Genomic DNA, 17,514 nt, shown 5'->3' with positions numbered 1-17,514 from the left:
TTTCAGAATAACATTTGGGATTATCCAGAGTTGCTTCTCCCAAATCTTAATAAGATCACGCTTCGTCTCTGGGGAGCAAAAGAATTTGCAGTAATGGATTAACAATTGGGTATTGTTATCCAGCAATGGTAAAAATTAAAAATAGACCCCTATGCTAACTAACCTTTAAGATGTAAATCTTCAACCAAAAGTAGACTGATTCTGGTCAAAAGTTAAGTTTAAATCTGTTTGAACAACAAACACAAATTTTGTGTTAATCCAAGTATTTTTTAATTATGTGAAAATCAACAAAAAGTATATATCATTAAATATTTATTTAATGACAGTATGAAGTTCCTCTAAAGGGTAAAGTAAGATTTTATTTTTATGCAATTCCCCACGCCTCTTTCAATTTTTGGGCGGCCTCATAATTTGAAATTTTGAGATAACGACGGAAAGCCTTTTCTGATTTATGGCCAGAAATCTTCATGATGAGTTGCACATCGATGCCATTTAGGTAAGCATTGGTACAAAAGGAACGCCTACAGGTATGGGAACTTATCAATTTATATTTTTCCAAAAGTTGCGCTTCTTTTATAGTTCCCCGTTTATGTTCAATCTCTACTTTTTGGTGAAGTTTGGCTGAATCCCCAAGTTCCTTTATGCGCCTGTTGAAAGTGAATGAATCAATATCAGGTGCATATCCATCATATCTTCTCAAAATGCTCTTGACTTGGGAACGAAGTGGCACTACAATTCGGCCAGAAGTCTTCTTTTGTCGGATATTCAAAAACCCATTATCATCCAAATACTCAGGTCGAATCCTCGAAATATCGGAAAACCGAAGCCCTGTCAAACACCCAATTACAAAGAAGTCTTTTACTTTCTCCAATTCTTTATCGGCTTTACAATCAACGGCTGCAATTGACTGAATTTCATCATCGGATAGATAGATATGGTCCACTTCTTCTTGAACTACCTTGAATGCCGAAAGATCTATGGGCTTGATACGGTTTCTACGCATACGGTCATTTAAGAAGGCCTTTAAGTTTTTCACCAACTTGCCTATCGTGTTGTTCTTCATTCCGACACCTCCATTTTTTAATGGGGCATGGTACGCTAGGTAGTCCGTCCATTCTTGGTAGAAATGATAATCAAAAGCATTGAAATCGATGATGATTCCCGAAAATTCCTGGAAACCCTCCAAATGCTTTTTAAGTGAATTGTAATCCTTGATGACATCTTTGACCACCTTGCTCTTTTTGCTTTCCAGATAATGGTCAAATTCAGTAAAAAAGTCTTGGACAGGTTTTGAATTGATGGACGGTTCACCTTCTTCAAATTGTTTCTTGAACATCTTTTTTGAAAGTGGCCTTCCTTGATTTCGATAGCTGGAAACAATTTGATTGGCCAAGCTGTCCATTTGGGTAAGTTGAACAAATTCGGAAGCGACTTCTTTCGATTTTTTCAAGAATGATTTCTCTGGGCTCCAATATTTCGGTTGGATTTCTATTCCTGTATCGATTTGGATTCTCGAATTACGATTTTCATAATATCTTAATTTGATACTATGGGTTCCATTTTGATTGGATTTATCCGGTATGTAGAATTTATAATTGTACATCAGCGTGCCGCATTCGTGCCGCATTTTTCACGAAAAGTAGTGTTTTATGATGTAAAATAAAAACTAATATATATTTAATTATTTGATAATCAATAAAATAATGTAAGTTAATGAAATGTTAAATATTAGGGGCAGCATCCCGTCCAGACCGCAAAAAGCTCCGATTTCTCGGAGCTTTTTTGTTTTCTAAGACCAAAGTTTTGGCGATAATGTTCCTATTTGTGGGTATATAATGACCCACAAAAGAGTTTGATTAAATTGAATTACAGACCAAATCTATAGGTTGCCTTTAGGATGATAGATCTATTGGCCAGCCCAAAATTATTTGCGGTATCATTGTTTTGATTAAAAATCAAGAATATATCCGATAAGGAAGAATACCGCCATTGCAATCTTGAAAAAACACTGAAGTTGTTGTTTTGTGTGTTGTACTGAACCGTATTGTTGACAAACAATTTGTTGGTAAGGCTAAGTAATCCATTAAATTTAACCAAGTTAAACTCTCTTTCTCCATAAGTTCCAGGTAGGCTTACCTTGTCATAAGAATAGGCAATATTGAAATTACCCCAGAACCCAAAGCGCATATTGGCAGTAATGGAGGCTGACGTAATATGTCCATTATAAAACTCGCCATAGGATAGTTCCGTATTATAGGTAAAATGTTTTCTGATATCTGAGTCATAGGATATATTTCCACTCCAAAAACCATAATTCTCAGCGGGAAGTGGGTCAAAATCTCCACCCAACAAGGCCGTCTCATATCTTAGGTTTACCTCCCTCCTATTTGCCCAGATTGCAAGAAGAGCAGTGTTCTTAAAAAAGAACTCGTACGATAGATTATTGTCACTTTCATTCAAACTGCCATCCATATTGTAGTACATATTATGCCATGACCCTATTGCTTGCTTCGTTAGGATATGGTCTTCCCTTTTTGGAAAAAATTTATAATTGGCCCAAGGGTTCAGTAAATAATATCCAAGTTTTACCAATTCATTCCTGTTGGGGTCAAAGCTGCTTTGCCTGGGGACAAATCCCAGCTCTGCCCTATAACCATCTTCCACCACATCAATCAACCAGCCTGTTCCCAACCTTCTATTGATATAATTGCCCTTTATGCCATAGTAAGCTCCTTTTTGCCCCTCATCGGTTACCGTGGAATGGTACTTTATGTTCGTATTGAAATTTCCCTTTTCTGAAATAAAAGTGAACTCTGCGCCATAGTTTCTATTGAAGTCATTTATGGTATCGTTTCCCGTTTCCTGTCTATTGATGAACAAGGCCTTTAGTTGTGATCGTTTCAATACTTTTTGGTTAACCGCAGCAACGGTATAGTTCTGACCATCTACGCCTCCCTCAGCTTTGGTCTGAATGTTCATTGCCCCTATTCGTGTATTGCCCGTTATGTTCCCGGTAACCCTGGTGCCGTATACAATAGGTATATTTTTACCATCTTTAAGACCGATGCGCCTAGAAAAGAAGGGTTGTACGTCATAACTCCCAAAATTGGTGAATAGGTCTGCATTCTCTATAAAAAACTCACGCCGTTCGGGCAACGAAATATCAAACCGGGTAATATTGACCACTTCTTGATCAATGTCCGCGTTGGAAAAATCAGGATTTATGGTAATGTTGGCATTCAAGGATTTGGTAATGCCCACCCTCAGGTCCAAACCAGTGTCTATTTCGGTTTGGGTGGAAGTATCATCATCTAAGTTGTTCTTTAGGGAAGATACTGTTGAATAGGGCTTCACAAAGACCGTCTTCCCTTTAACTTCCGGGATTTTACCCCATACCAAGGAGCCCATGTAGTTTACATCGAATCCGCTGAAATTGACTGCAAATGGAGTCCAGGTATAATACATGTTTTCAACTTTGTCTCCTCTTAAAAGGCCAATTCCCCATTCCAGATTATTTGCATTATATCGAATACTGGTAAAGGGAATCTCCATTTCGGCCAACCAATAATCTTCATACTGTTTTACCGAAGAAAACCATTTTTCATCCCAAGTGTATGAAAACTTTGTATTCGCTACTTCAACAACAAGGCTGCCTTCAACCTCAGCACCTCCTGCGTTGACACCAAAAAAATAACCACTTTGCTTTTCATTGATGGGATCTATGGCAATGGAAAAAGAATCGCTTCCCCAATGTCCATTATCTGAATCCCTATCTAGAGATTGGACTATGCGCTTTCCTTCGTCATAACATTTCGCCAAAATGTAAAGTGAGGTTCCACTGTAGGCCAATTTGACCTCAGTTTTGTTTTTAGCAGTTCCGCTATCCAAGGGGTCATGATTATAAAACGTATCGATTATGGGTATGGCTTCCCATTCGTTTGGTCCTTCTATACCATCAATGGTTATTGGGTTACCAACTTCGGACATTTGGTATCTATACCGATCTCGGGTGGATTGCGAGGACTGCGCAAAGGACCATAACGAAAAAAGAATAAAGATTGACGTGAAAACAGGCTGTGATTTCATAATATCTTTGTTTCCATAACTTTACATTTCTACCCGAGGAAGATCATCGTGATTATTTGAATCAAGACATATTTTAAGAATACTTTCACTTTCTTGATCGTTGATCGGTTTGGATGTTCTTGAAGTCAGAAATCTTTGGAAATAATGAATAGGGAAGACCAATAGCCCGGAGTGTTCTTTTTAATATCCATATTTCAGGAATCAAGAGATTTTTGAGCTGTGCTTGATTTAGTTTTACAAAAATTAATCCCTTATGAATCGCAGTAAATTGTTGTTTCCTATTTTTCTGTTCTTGATTGTTTCAAGCACAAACGCACAGTTTCATACCCTAAAAATTCCAAAACCCAGCAATGAGGTAATTGAAACCCAAACCTTGGGTGTAACCGATATTACCATAAGCTATGGAAGTCCATCCGTAAACGAAAGAAATATTTGGGAAGACCCCAATGTAATTCCTCAAAATGGAGACCCCATTGCTTGGCGTGCTGGAGCCAATATGAATACCACCATTACTTTCTCTACGAATGTATCCATTGAAGGCAGTCCGTTAAAAGCAGGAACGTATGGTTTTCATATCATTCCCAAAGGAGAGACCTATACTTTGCTTTTTGCCCATAACAACAATCAGTGGGGAAGTTATTACCTGGATACCGAAAAAGATATTACCCTTACCGTGGATGTAACCGCTGAATCATGTCCCTTTTCCGAAAAATTGGATTATGAATTTTTGGATTGGAAAGAAAATGAGGTAAAAATTGGACTGGAATGGGCCGATAAAAGAATTCCCTTTACGGTCTCCGTAGACCTCAACAAGACTGTTGTGGAGAGTCTTCGCAGTGAATTAAGGGGAATCAACACCTACCACTGGGAAGCATGGAATGATGCCGCCAACTGGTGTCTTGCCCACGATACCAATCTTGAAGAGGCTTTGGAGTGGGCCAATAGATCCATCAACGGTGGTTTTCATGGATTTGCCGCAAACAGAAACTTTACCAATGTGGGTACCAAAAGTGCTTTGCTAAAGAGGTTGGGACGAACTGGGGAATACACAGCCACTGTGAACGAACTCAAAACCATGGACTATTCCGAAAACCAAGCGTTCCAATTTGGCAGAAATCTTTTATCACAGAAAGAATATCAATTGGCTTTGGAGTTTGCTGCGGAAGCGAACAAAAAATATGCAAACTCTTGGATTTTGACAATCAATGAAGGGTTGGCCCAATACTTTGTGGGCAATACCAAAAAAGCGGTAAAAAACATAAAATCTGCCATTGCTTTGGCACCACAACAATTTCACGATCGTTTTAATACGGTCATTGAGGAAATGCAAGCGGGCACCTATCAGATACCTTTTTAAATCAATATGAAAAAAGAAGATATCCCCTTTCAGGCAATTGACTGGAATGGAATTCCAAAAACCGAACATGTAGGAGAAGCCGGAATCGCAATTTGGCAAACACTGCAATATAGTGGACTAAGAATTAGGGTTGTAGAATTGTCCAAAAACTATATTGCCGACCATTGGTGCGAAAAAGGGCACATTGTGCATTGCCTAGAGGGGACATTGGTGAGCGAATTAAAAAATGGTGAAAAATTCTGGCTTACTGCAGGGATGACGTATGTTGTCTCTAATGGGTTAAGCTCCCATCTGACCATATCAGGGATTGGAGCCAAACTATTGGTCATAGATGGAGACTTTTTAAAAACACAATAAATAATGATGAAGAAAATAAAATGGTTATTTCGCTTTGGCTTTTATGGCATAACCTGTCTTTTTTTTTTCAGTTGTGGTTCTTCAACGCCTCCAAACATCAAGAAATGGGCAGGCAAGGAGATAAATATGTCCCTACTGTCATCCAAAAACAGCTATTTCCATATGTTGGACTCAGCACAGAACAAAGTGGGGTCAATGACCTTTGTCACCTATTATGATGGACCATTATTTGTGGCAAGGGACACCTCTCTTTTTGATGATGGCAGCGTTTATGAAACCGCCGAATTTGTGTTGGACACAGCAACAATGAAAACTATTGGAACTAAAATTGACCTTTTAATTGGTGAATCAACCAAGCTGAATGTCAACCTAAATCAGGTTGATAATCGATTGCAAGGCTACTACAATGTGACCAGGGATACCGTATTCAATGAAAAAAAACTGGACACCATCATTCTTCATGATATTTTTAGAAGCGAGATTTTTATGGCGCTTAATGCCGTTGCCCTAAAAACTGAAGATACTTTGGCCCTAAAGGTATTTGTGCCCACCAGTATGCTTGTTTCCGATGTCATCATCTATAAAATTGGAGAGGAAAAAATTGAGGTACCCTATTTTCAAAACACCATAGATTCGGATGTTCTATCAGTAGAATCGGATGGGGGAATGCCGGACAACATTGTTTATATAGCCAAAAACAAACAGCGGGATATTGTTAGAATAGTGATTCCAAATCAAAAACTAACATTGAACCTTCACAATTTGCAGTAATTTTTTTATTCCTTTTTGTGCTGTGAACTGGAAGACTTTACAACGAATGGAACAATTATGGGTTTTAAAACACTATATAAAATTACCTTTCTGACATTGTTGTTTACCGTGGTCATATGTCTTGTTTGCTGTAGTCAAGACAAAGTCACGGACAATCCTATACCCAATGATTTTGAAAACTCTTTTTTATCTGCTCATCAGCAAAATTTTGATACCCTTAAATTACAAAGTCTGGTGACCAAAATCAGAAATGGTCAATTTGGAAATGTACACAGTTTGCTCATTTCGAGAAATAATCAAATAGTACTGGAAGAATATTTTAATGGGTATGACAAAACTGAGTTGCACCGATTGTTTTCGGTTACCAAAAGTTTTACTTCTGCCCTCATCGGTATTGCCATTGATAAAGGATTCATTGAAAACTTAGATGAAAAAATACTGAACTACTTTCCCGAATACAGTACTATAGCCAACCTAACCGAAGAAAAAGAAAATATGACCTTGGAACATGTTCTATCCATGAGTGCCGGGTATGAGTGGGATGAATTCTCCTATCCGTACGGCAACCCCAACAATTCTGCCACCATGCTTTGGAACAGTAATGATATGATCAAATACGTACTGGATCTACCTTTGGTATATGACCCTGGAACCCAATTTACCTATAACAGTGGCTGCAGCATTCTTCTGTCGGGGGTCATACAGAACAAAACTGGCAAGTCCGCAGAAGACTATGCGGCTTCAAACTTATTTTCCAAAATTGGCATTCAAAATTGGGAATGGACCAGTGGCGCAAATCGTCTTACATGGACTTCTGGAGAGCTCTATTTAAGGTCTCTGGATATGTTAAGATTTGGTCAGTTGTACTTAAACAAAGGTAATTGGGAAGGAACTCAAGTGGTTTCGGAAAATTGGATTAAAAATTCAACCACAAAAAAAATTAAAAACACAGAGTACAATGATTATGGATATCATTGGTGGGTATATGCAAGCGAACATTATGTTTATGATAATATAGAAACCCAAGACATTTATTATGCCATAGGCTATGGTGGCCAGTTTATTTGGATAATTCCGCATTTGGATTTGGTGGTGGTTTCCACTGCTGGCAATGGATCCATTACCAGAAAATCTGAGCCTATGCTTTGGTGGGATATTTTACCTTCAATTAAGGGCAGTTGATAATATCATAATTTAGTGACACATGACAATTGATTCATACACAGAACAAAACAAAGGTGATTTTGAAAAAATCTGGGTAGATTGGTTAACGAACACCATGGGGGTTCGTCCTCAAGAAGAAGATCTTTTGGAAGTTCAAAATCCTGTTGAACACTATATCAAAACTGGAGGGATGGCATACTATGCAAATAGGGATGGGCATTGTATGGGTATAGTAGCAGTCAAAAAATTGAACAAAACCGATTACGAGTTCTGCAAGCTTGTGGTGGCCAAACAGGCCCAAGGCATGGGAATAGGCAAAAAATTGGTGCGAAAATGCATTGGATTTGCGAGAGAGCAAGGTGGTCAACATCTGTACCTCCAAACCTTTAACAAATTGGAAATTGCCCTTAAGATGTATCGATCTATGGGGTTCACAAATGCCCCTGCCCCCAAAGGAATGTTTGTAGTAAAACGAACAGAAATAATCATGAAGAAATCATTACAATCCTAACCATATGAAAATAAAAAAAGTACTGCTACTCGTAGAAATTTTAATTTTTGTTCTCTTCGTCTTTTTAGATGCAAAAGGCTATCTCCTCATTTCACAAACACTTTATATCGTCCCATTTATTTGGATTGTTCTAAGACTTAAAAAGGAGAAGTTTTCGTCCATTGGATGGAATTTCAAGGGTATTGACCTAAAAAAAGCCATAATCATTGGCATTGGATTGGGCATTGCCCTTGAACTTTTCGCCACCTATGTCACCACTCCCCTGTTGAGTAATTATTTTAATACGGAGCCCGACCTTAGCGATTTGAAAAGCATTCACGGTAACCTGACCATATTACTCCTGTTCACCATTTTGTCTTGGATTTTAGGCGCAATTGGGGAAGAGATTTGCTTTAGGGGATTTTTAATGAACAGGCTAGCCAATGTATTTGGAAATGGCAACGCCGCCTGGATAGTAGCTTTGATTCTGTCCAGCATCCTATTTGGATGGGGACATACGGAACAAGGAATCACTGGATGGATTCAAGAAGGCTTGAGCGGTCTCTTTTTAGGAATCATTTTTCTAAAATGGAACAAAAATCTGACCATTCCCATGATTGCCCATGGAGTATCCAACACTTTGGCTTTTATATTAATTTATTTGGGGGAATATCCAGGAGTTTAAAATTAGAAATAAGGCCCTAATAGTGCACCAAATGCTTTTTCTGAAATTCCTTGGGGCTCATATTGGTTTCCCGTTTAAAAGCGGCATAAAACGTTGAAGGTGTATTAAATCCTACCTCATAGGCCAGAGCCTCAATTTTAATACTCCCATTGTTGATAAGGATTTTCTTTATTTCCTCAATTCGGAAATAATTGATGGCTTCTGGAAACCTTTTCCCATAGAGTTTCTTAATCGCTTCAGAAACAAGATAGGTTGGAACCTCTTGATTCTTGGAGAACTCAGATAACGTAAGAGCCTGCTCCATATAGATCTTGTCTTTTTCAAAAGCATTCTTGATTTTTTCCACCACACTTTGGGGAAGTTTTTTGGAAACAGGTTTTGTAAAAACCACTTGCGATTTCAAGGCGGAAATAAAAAGATAATAAATAACCAAGGATGCTACCCCAGTTCCAATAGCGTACTTTAAGACATCAGGGGTTAAATGTTGTGTAACAAACGATAATCCAATCACGCAGACACCTACCAAAACCTGTAGGTTCCACTTTCTAACACCCTTATTGTGATAGTCGGTCCTAAAATGCATGATGAAGGCAATAGCCAAATAGACAAATAGTAATGCCGTAACGCTTTTGTACAATATAACTATATGACCCAAATGAGTAAGAAAACAAGCGATTACACCCAAAAATGGAACAATAAAGTGAACAAAATCGGATTTGGAGCCCTCTCCCTTTTTCCCAAATGAACGGATGTATAGGAACACTAATGGACCAATGGATGAAAGGCCTAAATACCCCATGGCCAGACCTGCCGAGATAACATCAATAAAAATGAAATATGCAATTGACTTTGCAATGCGAAACCCAATAGCTATGAACAGAAATCCTAGAAGACTGTTTTTAAATCGATCTTTTTTCTTTACAAACAAAAAATAGGAAGCGAAATAAAAGCTGGTTGCTACAGCAATTCCCGAAAAAATACCTAAGAGGATTATACCGGTGTCCATTATATTAACATTGAGTTCCAATATGTAAATCTAAAGATTCAATGTATTATTCTATGGGAAAATTAACAAGGTTTAACATTCACATACGTGATTTGCCCAGAATACTAAATTATCAGGTTACACTATCCTGAAATCATGCAATAATTCCATCCAGACTTCAAAAATCAGAGGAAAGGCTGGTCGTACAGTCGCTTTCCAGTGGCCTTGTACATGGCATTGGCCAATGCGGGGAATACAGGTGGAAATGCCGGCTCACCCAATCCGGTTGGATCAATTTGATTCTCCACAAAATGGACTTCAATTTCCTTGGGGGCCTCCATCATCCGAATCATTCGGTAACGGTCAAAGTTTTGTTTATCAGGTTTGCCATCCTTGAAGGTCAAGGAGCCAAACATAGCATTTCCAATTCCATCCACAATGGCACCTTCCAACAAGTTGGTCGCTGCATCTGGATTGACCACAATGCCACAATCCACGGCACAATATACTTTTTGGACTTGGGGTTGACCGTCGTTCATGACCAAATCCAAAACTTGGGCCGCATAGGTATTGTGACAAAAATACGCTGCCACTCCACGGAATACCTCTGGCTTTTCTTCGCCCCAGTTGGACTTATCCCTAACCAGTTCCAAAACACCTTTATAGCGAGCTGGGTCATAATCGTTGTTTTCCCCAACGGGATTGTTTTCGGCACGGGTCAACAACTCCAATCTAAACGCAATAGGGTCTTTTCCCATTTCCTCTGCAAGTTCATCCAAAAAAGATTGCTCGGCACAGGCCATAAAATTGGAGCTTGGCGCCCTAAAAGAACCAACCGTGATATTGGAAGGAATCACCCAATCCTCTGCCAAATAGTGATCTACCGTTCCCGCTGGAAAACGATTCTCATACAATGGACTTTCCGGGATTCCTCCAGCGTTGATATGCAATCCCATCAAATTATTGTTGGCATCCAAGGCAGCCTTGTAGGTGGCTCGATAGGTAGGCCGATAAATTCCAGAGGTCATATCGTCCTCTCGGGTATATATCAATTTTACGGGTGCTTTCATACGTTGGGAAACGATTCCCGCCTCAACCAACCAATGGGCGTAGGACCTTCTACCATAACCACCCCCCAATCGGGTCATTTGAATGTCGATGTTTTCCAATGGTATTCCCAAACGTGCCGAAAGTGTCTTTTCTGTAAATTCCGGTTTCTGGAGTGGTCCGGCAAGTTCTGCGCGCTCCTCAGTTACATCAGCAAAAAAGTTCATAGGTTCCATGCAGTTGTGTGCCAGAAAAGGGGCGGTATAGGAACGCTCCAACACTTGGGATGCATTGCGCAATGCGCTTTCAGGGTTACCGTCTTTTCTTAGAAGATATCCTTTTTGCAGGGACATTTCTTTCTTTTTCCGTTCATGTTCGGAAGTGCTTTCCAGTCCCGCTGGGAAATGTAAAGTTTGCTCCGTTCCAAACCGATCTCTTGTGACCGTTCTTTCTGGGTTGGGTTCCCATTCCATGTTAGGTTCAAGTGCTTTCTTGGCAGTCATCACCTCCCAGGTGGATTCACCTACCACCACAACCAAATCAATAAATGAGTTGGTATCAAAAAACTGCCATTTGTAATCTTCTGTATAAGTCTTAATGGAAAACACATCTCTGATTCCGGGCATCCCTTTAATGGAGGAAGCATCAAAACTCTTTAATTTTAATCCAAATGCAGGTGGATGTATTACCATGGCCATCAACATTCCTTCCTTTTGAAAGTCCATGCCGAACAGGGGTTTGCCCGTCACGATCTTTTTTGCATCCACATTTTTTTTGGATGTACCAATGATGGTAAACTCTTCTATTTCTTTTAAAGGAACCGTTTCCGGAACTGCAACTTTTGAAGCTGCCGTTGCCAATTCGCCATACCCTGCTTTTTTGCCACTTACTGAATGGAATAATTCTCCTTTTTTGGCGGTTATCTCCTCAATGGGCACCTCCCAAAGCTCTGAGGCGGCTTGCATCAACATATATTTTGCTGAGGCTCCTGCCTGCCTAAGACGTTCCCAGCTTTGACGAATGGCCTGACTTCCCCCAATAAATTGACGGGTATACCTATCGGTATCCAGTGGGGCTTGTTCCACCACAACACGTTCCCAATCCGCATCCAGTTCATCAGCAACAATCATTGGCATTGACGTCTTTACGTTCTGCCCTCCTTCTGGGTTGGGCGACATTATGGTCACCATACCATTTTCAGCTATTTTGATATAACCGTTGACCTCAACCCAATTTTCGGGAACAACTTCTGCCATCGCCTTGGTTTTATCCTTACAGGATAGCATCCAACTAAAGCCCAATAGCATTCCACCACCTGCCAAGGTTGAAGATTTTAAAAATAAGCGTCTATCCATTTGGGTTTCCATGGCTATTATTGTTGAAGTTAAACTTTGATGAAAGAATCGATTTAGCGTTTGTAATTCCTTTAAAATTACGAATTTGATTCAACATCAATGCCTTAAACTAATTTGGAAAACTAATTTTATGGCCCTTTTTTACGAAGTTCACCAAAAGTTTTCCCTTACCTATACTAAGTGCCCTATCAAGAAAATATGTAGTGTCCAAAACGTTATAAAAAATATAAAACCCAGTAAAATTGGGATTTACGGCCTATTTGACTTATCTTTGCAACGATGAAAATCAAGCTCCACGAGAGAAAAAACTGTAGGATCCTTAGTTTTACCTATCTGGTATTTCGTAACCAACCGGATAAATTCATCCCACCTACTATTTAATTCAAACCTTTGACCGAGGTTTCTCTTGCAATGCGCAATCTTGGAAAGTAATTCTTTTCGGGATATGGCAAAAATCCCAATTTGTAACCAAAAACAATACTATCATTTTATCGCAAAACATAAGCATGGTAATCAAGACCTACGATGCCTATACCCGGCTTTCCACCATGGAAGCGACACGGTTCACCAACTTTCTTTTTGAACACCAAGAAGGGAGAAGAGCCACTAAAAAGGCCATACGAAAGGCCATTCAATACTCCACCAAGGAGATACCCGGTTTAGGTGGTTATGTGTTCTCCATGGAGGACAAGGACAACATTCTTGCTTTGGCCGTAGTGAACAAAACCGGCATGGGGGATTATATCCCTGAAAACTTTATGGTCTTCTTTGTGGTGCACCGAGAGTTCAGGAACCAAGGAATTGAGGAAAAGCTCTTGGACTATACACTACAATATTGCAAAGGAGATGTAGCCATTCATATTACAAGCGAAAATCAATGCCCGAACAAACAATTTTTTGAAAAATACGGGTTTGGAGAAACCCACACAGAAATGAGATTGAACCGATAAAACAATATATGCTCAAAATCGAAGTAAAACCAGGCGAAAACATAGAAAGAGCCCTAAAGCGATACAAAAGAAAATATAGAAACACCAAGCGTTTGGATCAAATCCGAGATCGCCAGGAATACACCAAAAAATCAGTAGAACGAAGAAGAACAATTAAAAAAGCTCAATACAAAGCTAAATACCTTAACGAAAAAGAAAACGAATAGACATCTATTTTAACAACAACACCATTAACAACAAAATGAAACTTTCAAAGATTAAAAGGGAAACCAAGTATGAAAAACGTTATAGCGTTAAAATGGGGGAACTTACCACCCAGGTCACGTACATAAAGCGGTACATTTTGGGAATCCCTACACGTACATTGCATAAGTACAGGGAAACCTACTATGGTAAAGTAAAAGACTGCAAGGATTGTAACATATCCATCTAAATTTTATATAAACTTTTTTAATCCAAACAATGAAAGTATTGGTAATTGGTGCAGGTAACATGGGGCTTACCTATGCCACAGGTATGTCCAAATCCAAACTGTTGAAGAAACGCAACATTATGGTGCTGGACAAATCAAAAGAAAAATTGGAAGAAGTGGGCAAAATTGCGCATTTTGATGCCATAGACCGCCTAGAGGACTGTGTACCCCAAGCAGATATCATATTCTTGGCCGTTAAGCCCTATCATGCCGAAGATCTATTCAAACGCATGAAGAATTTGGTGAAACCGGAACAGCTGTTCATTTCCATCATGGCCGGGGTCACCATAAAATATATTCAAGATGCCTTGGGCATTACCAAAGTGGTCAGGGCCATGCCCAATCTTCCAGCACAAGTGGGAAAAGGACTCACTAGCTATGTTTCGGCGGAAGAAGTCTCCCGTTTGGAACTTTTTATGGTGGAAGGCCTGTTGGACACCACTGGAAAATCGCTTCGGGTAAAAAATGAAAACTTTATTGATGCTTCCACAGGAATTTCAGGAAGTGGACCGGCCTATGTCTTCTACTTTATGCAGAGCATGATGGACGCTGCCCTACAAATGGGCTTTTCCGAAAATGTGTCCAAAGTATTGGTGAGTCAAACTTTTACCGGTGCGGTGGAACTGTTCAACCAGAACAACCTTACCCCAGATTCATGGATGGAGCGTGTAGCCTCTAAAGGTGGTACCACAAGAGCTGCCCTGGATTCCATGCAGGACAATAACGTAAGTGAAATGATAAAGGAAGCTGCCTATGCAGCCTTTAATCGTGCCGTAGAACTCGGCGAAGAATACTAAAACATGTATAAAGAACTAGTGGTCATAAAGGTAGGAACCAATGTTATGACCAATAAAGACAACAGAATTGTAAGACCCGTGCTCAAAAAACTGGTAAAACAGGTTGCGGAGTTGTACGAACGTGATATTATGACCATTTTGGTCTCCTCTGGGTCCGTAATTGCCGGAAAAGAAGTGTTGGGTAAAGCCAATATCAAGGACAAGACCCAACGAAGGCAGGTATATTCCGCCATTGGACAACCCCGAATGATGAGGTTGTACTATAACATCTTTAGGGACTATGGCATGAAGTGTGCCCAGGTTCTTCCCACAAAACGGGATTTTAACCCGGGTATGCACCGCGACAATATGATCAATTGTATTGAAGGACTTCTATCTGAAGGTGTGGTGCCCATTGCCAATGAGGATGATGCAGTATCCGTGGCCATGTCCATGTTTTCAGACAATGATGAGCTGGCCACCTTGATCGCACAGCTTATGAATGCCGATAAATTGATTCTCATGACAGACATTGATGGACTATACGACGGACATCCCGAAAATGAAGAATCAAAAGTTATTGGTACAGTAGCACCCAAAGAGGATTTGGACAAGTACATTGAAGAAGGCAACAAGGCCGAAGGCGAAGGCCGAGGTGGGATGGGCTCCAAATTGAGCTATGCCCAAATGGCCGCAGCGGACAACATTCCGTCATACATTGTGAATGGGAAAAGAGAAAATGTAATACTAGATATTGTAGAAGGAAAACAAGTAGGGACCAAAGTTTCCCTATAAAAAAATGAGAACTATGAAATTATTGAATACAGACATAAAAAATAAAGTTTTGGCCGATATGGAGCGGATTCTGGATGAGAATCGCGAGGAACTCCTTAAGGCCAATCAAAAAGATTTGGATGCATTCAACCGGGACGATCAGGCACTTTACGATCGTTTGGTAGTCGACCAGAAAAAGGTGGACCTAATGATCCAGTCCGTAAAAGAGGTTCGATTGCAAGAAGACCCCGTAAACCAAGAGATTTCCACCAAGAATTTGGACAATGGACTTAAAATCATCAATAAAACGGCTCCTTTTGGGACCATTATGATCATTTATGAGTCTCGACCCGATGTTACCGTGGAAGCTGCTGTTTTGGCCTTCAAGGCCAACAATAAAATCCTATTGAAAGGTGGAAAAGAAGCCTATCACAGCAATAAAGTATTGGTGAAGTTCTGGCATCAGGCCTTGGCCGAAAATAAGCTGCCTACGGATTTTATCCAGTTTTTGGAAATGGATCGAACCCAGACCCAAGAATTTTTGAAAAATCCAGACCAAGACCTGGATTTGATTGTCCCTAGAGGGGGTGAAAGGCTTATCGCCTTTGTAAAGGAACACGCCAAATGCGCCGTTCTGATAAGCGGTAGGGGAAATAACTTCCTATATGTTCACAAAGAGGCAGATTGGAAAAAGAGCTTAGAAGTTATTGTAAACGCCAAGACCCATAAAATTTCGGCCTGTAATGCCTTGGATAAAATTTTGGTGGATTCGGGCATTGAAGGTTATGAGGACAAATTGAAAGAGCTGAAGCAACTTTTGACCGACAAAGGCGTATCCATCTTGGTGGATGAAAAAGTAAAAACCGTCTTGACCGAAGAAGAGATCATTCCCAATGCATCAGTTTGGCAAGAGGAGTTCTTGGCCATGAAATGTGTCATTGGTTCTGTAGCCGGATTGGACGAGGCCATTGAAAAAATAAACAAAAACTCTGGCGGTCATTCGGCCACCATCATGACCCAAAACGATAGTGTTGCCCAAACCTTTATGGAAAATGTGGATTGTGCCGCAGTGTACCAAAATGCTTCCACTAGATTTACAGATGGCGGGCAAATGGGTGTCGGTGCCGAGCTGGCCATCAGTACGGACAAACTCCATCATCGCGGACCACTTGGATTGAATGAACTGGTTACCAACAAATACTACGTATTTGGTAATGGTCAAGTAAGAGTATAGCAGAAAAACAACACACCCTTTTAATTGAACAAGGCGTTGGGATTTGGTTTCCAGCGCCTTTTTTGTGCAGATGTAAAATGGATTAATTATAAAAAAGGTAATTTTTGCTTCAATTATTGGTCATTTTTTAAGAAAATATCTAGATTTAGTACTCTAAACATATTACCATGGGAAAATTTGAGATTAATACAGATAAATCTGGCAAGTTCAGGTTTAATTTAAAAGCTGGAAACGGCCAAGTAATTTTAAGCAGTCAGGGATACACCACCAAAGCTGCCTGCGACAATGGCATAGAGTCTGTGCGAAAACATTCGCAGGACGATGGAAATTTTGAAAGAAACACAGCAAAGGATGGAAGTCCATACTTTAACCTAAAAGCATCAAACGGACAGGTTATTGGGAACAGCGAAATGTATTCCAGCGAATCGGCCATGGAAAATGGTATTGCTTCTGTAAAGAAAAATGCCCCAGATGCCTCGGTTGAAGAGATTTCTTCCTAGCCAAATAATATTTGAATACCAAAAAGGCAGCTCAAATGAGCTGCCTTTTTTATTTCATGACTAGGTATAATCCCAATATTTATACCGCTCCATTTTTTAAACCACCAAACCAAATAGCCCATTCGTTAGCTGAAATGGGGCATCCATAAGCTGATCCACCAATAAAATATAAATACAACCTATGTTTGTTGTGCAATTACGCGTTAAATCATATTGAAAAGCAAGATCAATTTTAACGCATGCACATATAGCAATGCACTTTTTTAGACTGTTGGTCATAAAAGTGTTTAGTTTAGTTGAGGTTTCCGTTACGCCAAGGAATCAGAGTGGTTCCTTGGTTGTAATGGTTTTTTATTTTCACCCCTACCTGTCACTCCACCTGTAAAGATTTGCAGCTTTAGAATAGAGAAACCATTACTATTTTTCAATTATTGATTTATAAGCTTTTTCCCACACAATAAACAGTCTTTCACCTTCACTCTAAAAACTGCGGTGAACCCAGCTTTTTGTT

General features: G+C 39.7%; 17 protein-coding genes. 13 read left to right on the top strand and 4 right to left on the bottom strand.

The window, feature by feature from the left end; all coding sequences use genetic code 11:
- Nucleotides 1-364: 364 nt before the first annotated feature.
- Together FG28_RS08870 and FG28_RS08865 are read right to left on the bottom strand one after the other, a co-directional pair.
- Complete coding sequence (locus tag FG28_RS08870; protein WP_081894290.1) at nucleotides 365-1,627, bottom strand: site-specific integrase; 1,263 nt, start codon at nucleotides 1,625-1,627, stop codon at nucleotides 365-367.
- Between the two features lie 239 nt (nucleotides 1,628-1,866).
- Entirely contained in the window at nucleotides 1,867-4,086 is a 2,220-nt protein-coding gene (locus tag FG28_RS08865; RefSeq protein WP_036382069.1) for a carbohydrate binding family 9 domain-containing protein, read from the bottom strand.
- A gap of 253 nt (nucleotides 4,087-4,339) precedes the next feature.
- On the opposite strand from FG28_RS08865, the gene FG28_RS08860 reads away from it, so the two are divergent.
- The 6 genes from FG28_RS08860 to FG28_RS20090 are packed head-to-tail and all read left to right on the top strand — an operon-like array spanning nucleotide 4,340 to nucleotide 8,910.
- Nucleotides 4,340-5,443, top strand: a complete 1,104-nt coding sequence (locus FG28_RS08860) for a DUF2911 domain-containing protein (protein WP_036382067.1) — start codon at nucleotides 4,340-4,342, stop codon at nucleotides 5,441-5,443.
- A 6-nt stretch (nucleotides 5,444-5,449) separates the two neighbouring features.
- Entirely contained in the window at nucleotides 5,450-5,800 is a 351-nt protein-coding gene (locus FG28_RS08855) for a DHCW motif cupin fold protein (RefSeq protein ID WP_036382064.1), read from the top strand.
- Between the two features lie 3 nt (nucleotides 5,801-5,803).
- On the top strand, nucleotides 5,804-6,571 hold the full coding sequence (locus FG28_RS08850; RefSeq protein ID WP_197062568.1) for a hypothetical protein: 768 nt from the start codon (nucleotides 5,804-5,806) through the stop codon (nucleotides 6,569-6,571).
- A 57-nt stretch (nucleotides 6,572-6,628) separates the two neighbouring features.
- Nucleotides 6,629-7,753, top strand: coding sequence for a serine hydrolase (locus tag FG28_RS08845; RefSeq protein WP_036382059.1), 1,125 nt, complete (start codon nucleotides 6,629-6,631; stop codon nucleotides 7,751-7,753).
- Between the two features lie 22 nt (nucleotides 7,754-7,775).
- Complete coding sequence (locus tag FG28_RS08840; protein WP_036382056.1) at nucleotides 7,776-8,246, top strand: GNAT family N-acetyltransferase; 471 nt, start codon at nucleotides 7,776-7,778, stop codon at nucleotides 8,244-8,246.
- A 4-nt stretch (nucleotides 8,247-8,250) separates the two neighbouring features.
- Nucleotides 8,251-8,910, top strand: coding sequence for a CPBP family intramembrane glutamic endopeptidase (locus FG28_RS20090; protein WP_051947238.1), 660 nt, complete (start codon nucleotides 8,251-8,253; stop codon nucleotides 8,908-8,910).
- Between the two features lie 16 nt (nucleotides 8,911-8,926).
- Here the strand turns inward: FG28_RS20090 and FG28_RS08830 are convergent, their stop codons facing one another.
- Complete coding sequence (locus FG28_RS08830) at nucleotides 8,927-9,916, bottom strand: helix-turn-helix domain-containing protein (RefSeq protein ID WP_036382053.1); 990 nt, start codon at nucleotides 9,914-9,916, stop codon at nucleotides 8,927-8,929.
- A gap of 164 nt (nucleotides 9,917-10,080) precedes the next feature.
- On the bottom strand, nucleotides 10,081-12,318 hold the full coding sequence (locus FG28_RS08825; protein ID WP_156102241.1) for a xanthine dehydrogenase family protein molybdopterin-binding subunit: 2,238 nt from the start codon (nucleotides 12,316-12,318) through the stop codon (nucleotides 10,081-10,083).
- A 485-nt stretch (nucleotides 12,319-12,803) separates the two neighbouring features.
- Between FG28_RS08825 and FG28_RS08820 the strand changes: the two genes are divergently transcribed.
- The 7 genes from FG28_RS08820 (at nucleotide 12,804) to FG28_RS08790 (ending at nucleotide 17,003) form a co-directional block, all read left to right on the top strand.
- Nucleotides 12,804-13,247 (top strand): GNAT family N-acetyltransferase, encoded by a 444-nt coding sequence (locus FG28_RS08820; RefSeq protein WP_051947237.1) that lies wholly within the window; start codon nucleotides 12,804-12,806, stop codon nucleotides 13,245-13,247.
- A gap of 8 nt (nucleotides 13,248-13,255) precedes the next feature.
- Entirely contained in the window at nucleotides 13,256-13,453 is a 198-nt protein-coding gene (rpsU, locus tag FG28_RS08815; protein WP_036382048.1) for a 30S ribosomal protein S21, read from the top strand.
- 35 nt (nucleotides 13,454-13,488) lie between these two features.
- Nucleotides 13,489-13,680 carry a hypothetical protein gene (locus FG28_RS08810; protein ID WP_036382046.1) on the top strand — a complete coding sequence of 64 codons (192 nt, stop codon included), beginning with the start codon at nucleotides 13,489-13,491 and terminating at the stop codon, nucleotides 13,678-13,680.
- A gap of 29 nt (nucleotides 13,681-13,709) precedes the next feature.
- A complete protein-coding gene (gene proC, locus FG28_RS08805; protein WP_036382044.1) occupies nucleotides 13,710-14,516 on the top strand; it encodes a pyrroline-5-carboxylate reductase in 807 nt (268 codons plus the stop codon).
- Between the two features lie 3 nt (nucleotides 14,517-14,519).
- Complete coding sequence (gene proB / locus FG28_RS08800) at nucleotides 14,520-15,290, top strand: glutamate 5-kinase (protein ID WP_036382042.1); 771 nt, start codon at nucleotides 14,520-14,522, stop codon at nucleotides 15,288-15,290.
- Nucleotides 15,291-15,303: 13 nt separating this feature from the next.
- A complete protein-coding gene (locus tag FG28_RS08795; RefSeq protein WP_036382040.1) occupies nucleotides 15,304-16,503 on the top strand; it encodes a glutamate-5-semialdehyde dehydrogenase in 1,200 nt (399 codons plus the stop codon).
- 167 nt (nucleotides 16,504-16,670) lie between these two features.
- Nucleotides 16,671-17,003 carry a YegP family protein gene (locus tag FG28_RS08790; protein ID WP_036382037.1) on the top strand — a complete coding sequence of 111 codons (333 nt, stop codon included), beginning with the start codon at nucleotides 16,671-16,673 and terminating at the stop codon, nucleotides 17,001-17,003.
- Nucleotides 17,004-17,514: the final 511 nt, after the last annotated feature.

The sequence above is a fragment of the Muricauda sp. MAR_2010_75 genome (genome assembly GCF_000745185.1).
Classification (GTDB): Bacteria; Bacteroidota; Bacteroidia; order Flavobacteriales; family Flavobacteriaceae; genus Flagellimonas.
This window is presented reverse-complemented; position numbering and strand designations above follow the sequence as displayed.